Source organism: Siccirubricoccus sp. G192 (assembly GCF_019084075.1).
Lineage (GTDB): Bacteria > Pseudomonadota > Alphaproteobacteria > Acetobacterales > Acetobacteraceae > G192.
The window spans coordinates 1,347,137-1,359,217 of sequence record NZ_JAHREN010000001.1 but is presented as its reverse complement, the minus strand read 5'-3'; the positions used below and the strand labels follow the sequence as shown (position 1 = coordinate 1,359,217).

General features: G+C 75.0%; 6 protein-coding genes and 1 pseudogene. 3 read left to right on the top strand and 4 right to left on the bottom strand.

The window, feature by feature from the left end; all coding sequences use genetic code 11:
* Positions 1 to 203: 203 nt before the first annotated feature.
* Entirely contained in the window at positions 204 to 587 is a 384-nt protein-coding gene (locus KSF81_RS06490; protein WP_217378278.1) for a type II toxin-antitoxin system VapC family toxin, read from the bottom strand.
* A 2-nt stretch (positions 588 to 589) separates the two neighbouring features.
* Entirely contained in the window at positions 590 to 832 is a 243-nt protein-coding gene (locus KSF81_RS06485; RefSeq protein ID WP_217378277.1) for an AbrB/MazE/SpoVT family DNA-binding domain-containing protein, read from the bottom strand.
* 150 nt (positions 833 to 982) lie between these two features.
* Here KSF81_RS06485 and KSF81_RS06480 point away from each other — a divergent pair, with 150 nt between their 5' ends.
* Complete coding sequence (locus tag KSF81_RS06480) at positions 983 to 1,678, top strand: transposase (protein ID WP_217378276.1); 696 nt, start codon at positions 983 to 985, stop codon at positions 1,676 to 1,678.
* Positions 1,679 to 1,700: 22 nt separating this feature from the next.
* Here the strand turns inward: KSF81_RS06480 and KSF81_RS06475 are convergent, their stop codons facing one another.
* Entirely contained in the window at positions 1,701 to 5,357 is a 3,657-nt protein-coding gene (locus KSF81_RS06475) for a DUF3971 domain-containing protein (RefSeq protein WP_217378275.1), read from the bottom strand.
* Positions 5,358 to 5,474: 117 nt separating this feature from the next.
* On the opposite strand from KSF81_RS06475, the gene KSF81_RS06470 reads away from it, so the two are divergent.
* On the top strand, positions 5,475 to 8,513 hold the full coding sequence (locus KSF81_RS06470) for a bifunctional [glutamine synthetase] adenylyltransferase/[glutamine synthetase]-adenylyl-L-tyrosine phosphorylase (RefSeq protein WP_309139489.1): 3,039 nt from the start codon (positions 5,475 to 5,477) through the stop codon (positions 8,511 to 8,513).
* Positions 8,514 to 8,545: 32 nt separating this feature from the next.
* Positions 8,546 to 9,021: pseudogene (gene bcp / locus KSF81_RS06465) on the top strand (thioredoxin-dependent thiol peroxidase).
* A 76-nt stretch (positions 9,022 to 9,097) separates the two neighbouring features.
* Here the strand turns inward: bcp and KSF81_RS06460 are convergent.
* Entirely contained in the window at positions 9,098 to 12,061 is a 2,964-nt protein-coding gene (locus KSF81_RS06460) for a tetratricopeptide repeat protein (RefSeq protein ID WP_217378274.1), read from the bottom strand.
* Positions 12,062 to 12,081: the final 20 nt, after the last annotated feature.

Sequence of the window (12,081 nt, the reverse complement as noted above, 5' to 3'; positions counted from 1 at the left end):
TTAGGGCGGTTAGTATGACCTGTAGGTCTGCGCGCTCCCACAATCTGGACGCGTGCGCCCGGCTGGACGCCATTTACCGCACCATCACCCTAAAAGCTCTACGGAGCGCCCACGCGCCGGGCGCCTGTTGCGGGACGAGGCTGCGCCGGCCTTCGCTACCATGCAGCCCGCCCTCGGAGGAACAGCCGCACCGCCCTCCACCCCTACCGGATCACCTCCATCGCCACGCCCGCCTCCGCCGCAATCTCCGGCCAGCGCCGTTCGGCGGTCAGCGCCGGCAGGCCCTCGCGCTTCGCCAGGGCCAGGCAGTAGCGGTCCCCCAGCGAGAGCCCCCGTTCCAGCGTGATCCGCCGCAGCATCCCGGCCTCGTAGGAGAGCGCGGCATCCACCGGCAGCACCCGGATCGGCAGGGGCCGCAGCAGGGCCTCGATATCCGGGCGCGCAGCGCCGGGCCTGGCGTAGTGGCTGATGACCTCGGCCAGGTTCACTGCCGCCATGGCCGCGCCGTCGAGCACCGTCTTCACCCGCTCCGCCCCGGACTCCCTCAGCAGCAGCGCGAGCAGCGCCGAGGCGTCGAGCACCACCACCGCTATTCGGCCTCCGCCTCGCGCGCCCGCTCCGCCAGGAAGTCATCGACCGTGCCGCCGGGCTGACCGGCCACGAGCCTCCGGCTCAGCGCCTGCGCCCGGCTCACGACCTGGTCGAGCGTCCGCAGCACGATCGCGTCGCCCAGGTCCTCGACGATCACCTCGCCACCCTGCGCGAGGCCGTGCTTCCTGCGGAGTTCGGCCGGCAGGCTCAGCCGGCCGTCCGGCATCACGCGCACCTTCATGGTGCGCCTCCTCGATCATGCCATGGTGGCCATCCTAAGCCATGGCGAATGGGCTATGCCAGATCCAGCCCGCGCCTCTTCATTCCTCTTGCAATATGGAATATATTCCTGTTACTCTGCGCCCTCCCCTGGCCGCGGATGCCCCACCCCATGCCCAGCCTCCTCCCCCCGGACTTCCCCACCAGCCTCGACCTGGTCCACCGCCTCTCCCTCGACCCGATCCGCTGCCGCACCCCGCCCCGCCCCTGGGCCCCGCTCACCGATCCCGAATGGGAAGCCATCGCCCCCTTCCTCGCCGCCCATGGCTGCGGCCTCAGCCTGACGCGCCGCGCCGGCCGCCCGCCCAAGGACACCCGTGCCCGGCTGGATGCCATCTTCCGCGCCGTCACCCTGAAGCACCCGCGCGGCGGCCGCGGCGCCTGGGCGCAACTGCCGCCCGAGCATGGCAAGCCGGATACCGTCTCCCGCACCCATCGCCGCTGGGCCCGCGCCCATCTCTGGGCCCGGCTGCTGGCCGAGGTCGCCTGCCCGACCTGCCCGCCGGCTTTGGGAAACCTCGCCTATCTCATCTGCTGCGCCTTCCGCCGCGCGGTCCGCGTCATGGGGCTGCGCGCCATCCTGCTGGCCCGCCGGCTGCGGCTCCACTCCGCCCTGCCCGCGCCCGCGGTGCTGCTGCCCGACCCGGATTTGTCCGAAAGGCTGCTGCCGCTCCTGCCCGCCCTCCTGCATCGCCTGGCCCGCCACCCCGGCTGGCGCCCGCCGCGCGGCGCCCTGCAGGGCCTCTCCGGCCTGCTCCGCCTCTGCGCCGGCCGCCGCCGCATCAGCCGCTGGATGGAACCGGCGTGACATGCCCGGTCCCCTGGCGGCCTCAGCGCGCCGGGGCGCGCCCCGGCTCCAGGATGCCGAAAAGGCCGCGCAGGAAGCCCGGCGTCAGCGCCGCCAGCGGATTCACCGTCACCGCCGGGTCGGCCAGCGGCCCCTGGACGCGGAAGGTGGCGGCGAAGAGCCCGCCGCCAGCCTCCGGGCTGAACAGCCGCCCGAGGATGGGGATATTGCCGAGCAGGGTATTGAACACGTAGGCCGGCACGATCGTGCCCTGGATGTCCGCGATCCGCTGCCGCCGCCAGATCCGCCCCTTCGCGGTGATGCCGAGCGAGGCGGAGAAGGCCCGCGCATCGTTGAGCGCCAGCGCCTCCGGCGTCAGGCTGAAGGGCGCGACCAGGCGGGAGAAGACCAGCCCGCTGCCGCCCTGCATCGCCTCCACCATGCCATAGAGCGTCATGGCCTGGAGCAGCTTGGCCGCCGCCGGCGCGTCGCGCAGCACGAACTGGTCGAGTTCCGCCGTGCCGGTCAGCGCCGCGCCTGGCCGCAACTCGTCATAGGCCGCCGCCACCGTCAGCCGGCCGCCCTGGATCGACCCGGCGAGGTCGAGCGCCTGCAGCAACGCCCCGCCATCCTCGGCGGTGAGGTGCAGCAGCCGCCGCTGCCCGCGCGGCGCCAGGGTGAGCTCGAAGGCGCCGGATTGCGCGGCGGTCCGGCCGCTCGCCCGCGCCTCCCGCAGCAGGCCGCGCGCATCGGTCTGCACCCTTCCCTGGACGCCGAGCAGGTTGCGCGCCTCGCCCATCGTCACCCGGTCGAAGCGGAGGTCGAGCAGCATCGGCGGCCCGGATTCCCCGGCCGCCGGGGCCGCCTGGGGCGTGGGCGCACCGCCGCCCTCGGCATGGCCGGGCGCGCCGAGCAGCGGCCGCAGGTCGAGCAGCGGCCCGTGCAGCCCGGCCATCCAGGGCCCACCCTCGCGCTCCGGGCGCCGCACCTCGCCGATGAAGCGGGAGCCGCCGAAGATGCCCTCGGTGATCTCCACCCGCTCCAGCCGGCTCCGTGGGCCGAAGCTGGCGCGGCCGCGCAGCGCCAGTTCCAGCGCCTCCAGCCGGAAGCTGTCGAGGCTCTGCAAGGCGTCGCCCTGCAACCGCAGCATGGCCTCGGCGCTGCCCGGCGTGCCCGGGCGCTTGGCCCAGCCGGCGGCCTCCACGCCGAGCCAGGCATCCCGCAGGTCGCCGCGCAGCGCCACCTGGCCCTGGCCGCTGCGGCGGCGCTCGTAGCGCGCCTCCAGCGCCACCGGCCCGGCCAGCACCTGCCGCGCCTCCAGGCCGAGCCGGTCCAGTTGCCGCCCGTCCATCCGGCCCGTCAGCGTCGCGCGCTCCGTCACCTGGGCCGGCGGGCCGGCGCGGAAGTCCATATCCATGGCCAGCCGCACCGGCGCATCCACCAGCAGCCCCTGGCCGCTGAGCTTCAGCGATTCGGTATCCACCACGAGGTCGAGATTGGCCCGGCCCAATTCCTGGTCGAGCAGCGCACCGGGCAGCCGCGCCTCGGTGATGCGGGCGGTGGCGCGCAGCCGCAGCGCCTCCATCGGCAGGTCGGCCCAGAGCGGGAAGCCCACCTGCAGCCGGGCATCGACCTGGCCGGCGGCGACGCTCAGCTTCAGCGGGCGGCGCTCGAACAGCTTGAGGCGGGGGTGGCGCACCACCGCCACCGCATCGGCCAGCGGCCCGGCCAATTGCACCGTGATCTCGGCCTGGCCCGGCGAGGCGTCGAGGCTGTGGAAGCGGACCGTGGCCTCGCGCAGTTCCAGCCCGCTGCGTCCGCCATCGGCGGTGAGCTGGCGGCCGCCGCTGCCGCGGATGGTGACCTCGGTGGGCGTGAATTCGACGCTGCCGGAGACACCCCGCAGCGGCGGAATGGGGCGCAGCCAATGCACCGTGGCATCGCTGGCCGCGGCGGTGCCGGTGAGGCCGACCAGGCGGACCGCGTCCAGCGTGTCCGGCGCCTCGGCCTCGATCCGCCAGGCGCCGTTGCGGATCTCGCCGGCGGTGACGTTCTGGATGATCCAGTCGCGCGCACCCGGGACGACGCCCTCTGGCCAATGCGCCGCGAGGCCGGCGAAGCGCACCGCATCGAGGCCGAGGCCGAGCCGGCCGCGCCACAGCGCGCCCTGCCGCACCGCCTCGCCGGAAGCGGTGACGACCGGGCCGGTCGCGCCGGAGCCGGGGCCGGAACCTGGGCCGGCGGGGCCGCGCGGCAGCCGCAGCACCACCCGGTCGAGCCGGAGCGCGCCGGGCGTGAGGGTCGCCGCCAGCTCCGCCGTCTCGGTCGCCAGGCGGCGCCCGGCGCCAAGGCCGAAGACCGCGCCGTTGGCGGCCAGCGCCAATTGCGCCTCCGCCAGATCCACCCGGTCGAGCACCTCGGGCGCGGTCACGGCGAGGTGGAGCCGGGCCTCCCGCAGCGTGCCGGCCGCCAGGGCGCCGAGCGCCGCCTGGCGCGCCTCGGGGGAGAGATCGGGGGGCCAGGCCGCCGCCAGCGCCGCCACCGGCAGCGGCTCGGCACGGAGATCGAGGCTGGCCGCCCAGGCGCCGTCGCGCAGCATCGCTTCGCCGGTGGCGGCGAAGCTGGGGCCCGGCGCGCCGGGGCCGCCCGGCAGCGCCAGCCTGGCGCCGGTCAGGCGCAGCGCCCGGCCGCTGCCCTCCAGCGCCGCCTCCAGCGCCGCGAAGGGCAGGCGCCGGCCGGGGCCGAGGGCCAGCGCGCCCCGCTCCGCCGCCAGCCTGGCATGCACCCGTTCCGGCCGGGCCTCGGCGTCGAATTCGGCGGTGGCGGCCAGGCTGACCGGGGCATCCAGCACCGCGAGCGGCGCCAGGGGCGGCCAGATCTCGGCCAGTTGCGGCGGCCGCAGCGCCGGCAGGGCGATGCCGAGCGAAAGCCGCATGGGCGTGCCTTGGGGCGTGCCTTGGGCCGATCCGGTGAGGCGCACCGGCACCACCATGCTGCCGCTGAGGATGCTGGCCGCGCCCTCCGCCACCAGCCCGCCGGAGGCGGCGCGGCGGATGTCGATCCGCGGCTCGCTCAGCGACCAGGAACGGCCGAGCGCGCGGTCCATCACCACGATCTCGCCGCCCTCCAGCCGGATGCGGCGGAGCGCGCCATGGGCGCTGCGATGCGAGATCGGCTGCATGAGTTCCCGCAGCAGGCCGAGCAGCGCCTCGCCGGCATCGGCATCGGTCGCGGCCTCGGGCGGCGCGGTCCCGCCGGGCGCCTCGGGCGCCAGGCCGAAGGAGCCGTCCTCGGCCCGCACCAGCACCACGCGGGGGTCGTGCAGGGCAATGGTCGCGGGCGCCAGGGTGCCGCGCAGCAGGGCACGCAGCGAGAGCGTGACGGCGGCATCCGGCAGGTCCATCCGGGTGGTGCCCGCCGCATCCAGCAGCCGCACGCCGGAGAGGCGGATATCGAGCGGCGCCGTGCCGCCCCGCCAGCCCTCCCAGGCGATGGCGGCCTCGGCGATCTCGACCCGCGGGCCGCCCGGCCGGTTCACCGCCCGCTCGATCTCCCGCGCCAGGGGCGCCAGGGCGAGCGGCCCCTGGGCCAGCCGCCAGGCGAGCCCGGCCAGGCCCAGCGCCGCCACCAGCAGCAGGGCCAGGGCGGCACTGAGCAGCCGCTTCAGCCATCGCAGCGCTTGACCGAGGCGTGGGGTCACGCCTTCCCTCCGGGATGATGAGCGCGACATCCCCGCCCCCTGGCCAGCCCCCCTGGCCCTTCCCCCGGCCCTTCCCCCGGCCTCACCCCTGGCCGGCTGCCCCGGCCCTTCGATCCGGTGGCCGCCGAACGGCTGGCCGAACGCTTCGCCGAACGCGATGCCGCCAGCCAGGCCTTCGCCGCCAGCGCCGAGGGCGCCGCGCTGCTGGGCGCGCTCGGCGGCCACAGCCCCTATCTCGCCGACCTCGCGCTGCGCGAGGCACCGAGCCTGCTGCGCCTGGCCGAACGCGGCCCGGACGAAGCCCTCGCCCTGGCGCTCGACCCGCTGACCCGCGCCGATCCGCAGGCCGGGCGGGAGGCGGTGGGGGCGCTGCTCCGGCAGGTGAAGCGGCAGGCGGCGCTGATCGCGGCCGTGGCGGACCTCGCCGGACTCTGGCCGCTCGACCGGGTGACCGGGGCGCTCTCGGACCTCGCCGATGCCACCATCGACTTCGCCTGCGCGCATCTGCTGCTGGCGGCGGCCGAGCGCGGGGAGCTCCGGCTCACCCGCGGCGGCCGGTCCGACCCGCGCATGATCGCCAAGGGCAGCGGCCTGATCGTGCTGGGGATGGGAAAGCTCGGCGGACGGGAGCTGAACTACTCCTCGGATGTGGACCTCATGCTGCTGTATGACCCGGAGGCGGCAGCCTATCACAGCGACCGGGCCGGCGCCTGCTATGTCCGGCTGGCGCGCGACCTGGTGCGGCTGCTGGAGGAACGCACCGCCGAGGGCTATGTCTTCCGCACCGACCTGCGGTTGCGCCCGGACCCGGCGGCGACGCCGCTCGCCGTCTCGGTGAATGCCGCCATCGTCTACTACGAATCCATGGGGCAGAACTGGGAACGCGCGGCGATGATCAAGGCGCGGCCGGTGGCCGGAGACCGCGCGCTCGGCGAGCATTTCCTGCGCGAGATCCGGCCCTTCGTCTGGCGCCGGCACCTGGATTTCGCGGCGGTGACGGATATCCACTCGATCAAGCGGCAGATCCACGCGCACAAGGGCCACAAGGGCGCCGGCGCGGCGGTGGCGCTGGCCGGGCATGACGTGAAGCTCGGCCGCGGCGGCATCCGGGAGATCGAGTTCACCGCGCAGGTGCTGCAGCTCATCTGGGGCGGGCGCGATCCCGGGCTGCGCGACCCGACCACCCTCGGCGCCCTGGCGGCGCTGGCCGGGGCCGGGCGGATCGACCGCCGCGCCGCGGTGGACCTGGCCGATGCCTATGTCTTCCTGCGCAACCTGGAGCACCGGCTGCAGATGGTGGCCGACCGGCAGACCCACCGGCTTCCGGAGGATGCGGCGGGGCTGGCCCGCATCGCCTCCTTCATGGGCTTCCCCGGCACGGAGGCTTTCGCGGCGGCCTTCCTGGGGCATCTCGGCCGGGTGGAGCGGCATTACGGCGACATGTTCGAGGCGGCGCCGGCGCTCAGCGGCGCAGGCGGCGCGGCGAATGATGAGGCGAATGGCGGCAACCTGGTCTTCACCGGGGTGGAGGACGACCCGGAAACCATCGCCACGCTGCGCCGCATGGGCTTCGCCGAACCCGCCTCCGTCGCCGCCATGGTGCGCGGCTGGCACCATGGCCGGCCGCGCGCCACCCGCAGCCAGCGGGCGCGCGAGCTGCTCACCGAGATGATGCCGGCGCTGCTCGCCGCCTTCGCCCGGCAGAGCAACCCGGACCAGGCGCTGGCGCGCTTCGACGGCGTGCTGATGCGGCTCGCGGCCGGGGTGCAGATCCTCAGCCTCTTCGTCCACAACCCGGCCCTGCTCGACCGGGTGGCCGGCATCCTTGGCGCCGCGCCGCAATTGGCCGACCACCTGGCGCGCAACCCGGCGGCGCTGGACGGGCTGCTGGCCGGCAGCGTCGCGCCGGCCGGCACCGACCCCTCCGCCAGCCTGCCCGCGCTGGTGAAGGAGGCGCGGCACCTGGAGGAGGCGCTGGAGGTGGCGCGGCGCCTCGCCACCGAGCGGAAATTCGAGATCGACGCGGCGGCGCTGGAGGGCGCGCTGGATGCCGACACCGCGGGCGAGCTGCGCGCCGACCTGGCGGATGCCGCCATCGCCGCGCTGCTGCCGCGGATTAGCGCCGATTTCGCGGAACGCTATGGCCGCGTCCCCGGCGGCGCGCTGGCGGTGATCGCGCTCGGCAAGCTGGGCGGGCGGGAGATGCTGCCGGGCTCCGACCTCGACCTGGTGCTGCTCTACGACCACGACCCCGAGGCCACCGGGAGCAGCGGCGGCAAGCGGTCCCTGGCGCCTTCCGAATACTTCATCCGGCTGGCGCCGCAGGTGGTGGCGGCGATCACCGCGCCGGGGGCGGAGGGGCGGCTCTGGGAGGTGGACATGCGGCTGCGCCCTTCCGGCAACAAGGGCCCGGTCGCGGTACGCCTCGCCACCTTCGAGCAGTACCACCAGGAGAATGCCTGGACCTGGGAACGCATGGCGCTGACCCGGGCGCGGGTGGTGGCGGGGCCGCCGGCGCTGCGCAAACGGATCGGCGCGGTGCTGGCGGCGGCGATCACCCGGCCCGGCGCCTCGGAAAGCGCGCTCGCGGATGCGGCGGCGATGCGGGCGCGGATGCTGCGCGAGCTGCCGCCGGAGGGGCCCTGGGACGTGAAGGCCATGCCGGGCGGGCTGATCGAGGTGGAGTTCATCGCCCAGGCATTGCAGCTCCGCCACGCGCCGGCGCAGCCGCAGATCCTGGCCACCACCACCCGCCTCGCGCTGGCGCGGCTCGGCCAGGCGGGCATCCTGCCGGCGGAGGAGGCGGCGGCGCTGATCGCCGCGGACCGGCTCTGGCGGACGGTGATCGGGCTGATCCGCCTGACCCATGGCCGCTCGCCCGAAGCGGCGCTGCCCGCCCCGGCGGCGGCGGCGCTGCTGCGCGCCGTGGCGCCGCTGCTGGAGCCGCGGCCGCCAAGTGTCGCGGCTTGCCCGGCTGGAGCGCCTCTGCCCGCGGATTCAGGGGGCAAGCCGAGACACGACCCGCGCCCGATTGACCTTGCAGGGCTGCGCGCGCAGATGCAATCCATGGCCGGAACGGTGCGCGCGATCTTCGAGCGGCGGGTTGGATCTCTTGGCGGCCCGATCGGCGAAGGGCCGCAGGGCGCGAAGCCGTGAATCGGCGTGTCAGACAGGGGGGAGCAGGCGGGATGAGCGAGACGGCGGGACCAGCGGAGGGCGAGCCAGCGCCCGATTTCACCCTGCCGGCCAGCAGCGGCCGGACCGTCAGCCTGGCGGGGCTGAAGGGCAGACCCTTCCTGCTCTATTTCTACCCGAAGGCGGATACGCCGGGCTGCACGAAGCAGGCCTGCGGGATGCAGGAGGCGTTGCCGCAGCTCGGCGGGCTGGGGCTGACCGTGATCGGCGTCTCGCCGGACAAGCTGCCGCCGATCGAGAATTCGCGCGGAAATTCGGCCTGGAATTCCCGCTGGCCTCGGATGAGGACCATGCGGTGGCCGGGGCCTATGGGGTCTGGGTGGAGAAATCCATGTATGGCCGGAAATACATGGGCATGGAGCGCAGCAGCTTCCTCGTCGACGCGGACGGGAAGGTTCGGAAGGTATGGCGCAAGGTGAAGGTCCCGGAACACGCCGCTGCCGTGATCGAGGCCGCCAGGGCGCTTTGACGTCGGGCGCCGGGCAGGGCCTGGGCAGGATGGGGCCTGCCCGGAAGGAAGTGCCTCGGCGCGCCCCGGGCGGCCGTCATGCCGGGGGCCGGAAGCCTGTCGGATGCCGGGCCAGCGGAGCCATCGGCTCCACGGCAGAGGCAGGCCTGCGGCCGCCGGGCTTCGCCGTCCTGGCCGCCTGGAAGGCCGCATTGGTCCAATGCCGGGCGCCGGCCTTGTAGCCGAGCACGCAATGCATGGCGGCGACGCGGTGCATCTCCACCCGGTCGAGAATGACCGCCCCCTCCGGCAGGGCGCCGGTCTCCGCGACGATCTGCGCGAAGGCACGGGTCAGCAGGCCGGGGCCGGTCGCCAGCCAGATGAGGTCGCGGTCGCCGCGCAGGATGGCCTGCGCCGCCAGCGACAGGGCGCGGCCGATGACCGGGTGCCCGGCGCTGGCGCCGATGATGTTGTTGCCGAGCGTGCCGTATTCCTCAAGGTGCAGGAAAAGCCCCGCCGCCGGCGGCACGAGGCTGCCGAGCGCGGCATGGCAGCGGTCATCCGCATCGGCATAGTAGCCGCCTTCGGCATATACCCAGGCCAGGCGGAACAGGTCCGAACGCATCGCCGGCTCGCGCGCGGCCGCGAAGGCCCGCGCCACCTCCGGCGCGGCGGCGCGGCGCAGGAATTCGAGGGCTTCGGCATCGTCGAAGCGGTGGAAGGCGAAGCCCGGGTTGCAGCGCTGCCAGCTTGCCATCAGGTCCAGCGCATCGGGCGGCGGCTGCGGGTCGTTCCAATATTGGCAGAGCCGCGGCGGGATGCCCTGGCCCCTGGTGTCCGGGCGGGCCGCGAAGCGCCCCGCCAGCCGCAGCGCCACCAGCATCTGCACCGCCGCCGCGGTGCTGTCCGGGTAGCGGCGGACCAGTTCCATCAGGGCCGGCAGCCGCGCCTCCGGGGCCTGCTGCCGCGCCTCCCGCAATCCCGCGAGCGCCTGCCGGTCGAGCGCGAAGTCCTCGATGATCTGGCCAAGCAGGCCCTGGCTGGGATTGGCGCTGTGGCCGCCCCGGAGCCTGGCGGCGGCCCCGCGCGCCGCGAGCCGGAGCTGATGCGCCCGCGCCGCCGGCAGGTCGAGGTCGCGCAGCGCGGCCCGCACGGCATCATGCAGCGCCTCCCCGACGCTCGGCGCCAGGGCCAGCGCCGATTCGAAATGGCGCCGCGCCGCCTCGGTCTGCCAGCGCTCGTCGGCGACCTGTCCGCGCGCATGCTCCAGCGCCGCGGCTGCCGTGCCGGTGCCGGGCCAGGAGGCCAGCAGGGCCGCCGCGGCATCGCAGCCGCCGAGCCGCAATCCGGCCCGGAACCGCTCAGCCCGCACCCAGCCATCCGCCAGGATGGGGGCCGACAGCCGGGCCATGGCCTCGCGTCCCGCCATCCAATCGCCGGTCAGCCGGTGGACCACCGCGCGCGTCGCCGCCAGGGCGGGATGCGGGGCCGCCCCCTGCTCGGCGGCATCGAGCAGCGCCAATGCCTCCGCCTTGCGGCCAAGACGCATCAAGGTGAGCGCCAGGCCGGAGACGCCGCCCGGATTGGCTGGCTGCAGCGCCAGGACCTGGCCGAACAGGGCTTCCGCTTCCGCATGGCGTTCGGCATCGGCCGCCTGCCGGGCCAGCACCAGCAGCGGCGCCGGATCCGCGGGCGCGCGTTCCGCGGCCTGCCGGGCGAGTTCCGCCGCCTCCTCGGGCCGGCCGCCGGCCCAGGCGATGCCGGCCAATTCCAGCAGCGGTGCGGCGGCGGCCGGATGGTGGGTGGCGGCGCCGCGGAAGGCCTCGGCCGCCGCCACGGCATCGCCGGTCTCCAGGGCCAGCCGGCCGAGATGGAGCCAGGTCGCGAGCTGGCTCGGATCACGCGCGAGCAGGTCCTGCAACAGGCTGCGCGCCTCGTTGGTCCTGCCGTGATTGGCGAGTTCCGCCGCCAGCTCCATCGGGGCCCAGGGATTGTTCGGCTCGGCTTCCGCCGCCGCCTGGAAATGTGCCAGCGCCGCGGCGCGGTCGCCGCGCTGCCGCGCCAGGGTGCCGAGGCCGAGCAGCGCGCCGGCATTGCGGGGCGCCCGTTCCAGTGCGGCGCGATAGGCGGCCTCGGCGGCCTCCGGCCGGCCGGCATCCCGGTGCTCCCGCGCTTGTTCCAGCCAGCCCCAGGGGTTGCCCGGCTCGGCCGCGGCCGCAGCCTCGTAATGCGCCAGCGCCGCGGCGCGATCGCCACGTTCCCGCGCCAGGGCGCCGAGGCCGAGCAGGGCACCGAAATGCAGGGGCGATCGCTCCAGCAGGTGCCGGTAGGCCGCTTCCGCCGCCGCTGCCTGCCCGGCCTCGCGGTATTCGCGCGCGAGTTCCTGCGCGGCCCAGACATGGTTCGGGTCGGCGGTCAGGGCCGCCCGGAACCAGGCGATCGCGGCAGCACGGTCGCCCTGCCGCTGCGCGCAGGAGCCGAGGCCTATCAGGGCCGCGACATGGCCGGGGGAGCGTTTCAGCAGCGACCTGTAGCTGGCCTCCGCCAGGTCGATGCGCCCGGCGTCGCGATATTCCTGCGCCAGTTCCAGCAGGGGCCAGGGATGTTCCGGCGCGGCCGCCGCCGCTGCCTCGAAATGCGCCAGGGCGGCGGCGCGGTCGCCACGCTGCCGCGCGCAGGCCCCCATGCCGAGCAGGGCATTGACCTCGCCGGGAAAGCGCCGGAGGGCCTCCTGATAGACGCGTTCGGCGGCTTCCAGGCATCCGGCGTCGCGGTGTTCCCGGGCCAGTTCGAGCCAGGCCCAGGGTTCGGCAGGGGCGGATTCGACTGCCTTTTCGAAATGCTCCGCGGCAGCCTTCCGGTCGCCGCGCAGGCGGGCCGTGATGCCGAGGCCGAGCAGGGCGCCGGCATGGCGCGGCGACAGGGCCAGGATGTTTCCGTAGGTGGCTTCGGCCTGGTCGAAGCGGCCGGCTTCGCGGTGCTGCTTCGCCACATCGAGCAAGGCAGCGGGACCCTCCGGCTTCCTGTGGACCTCCTCCTCCAACCGCGCCTCCTTAAACATGAACCCGCGCTGCGATCAGA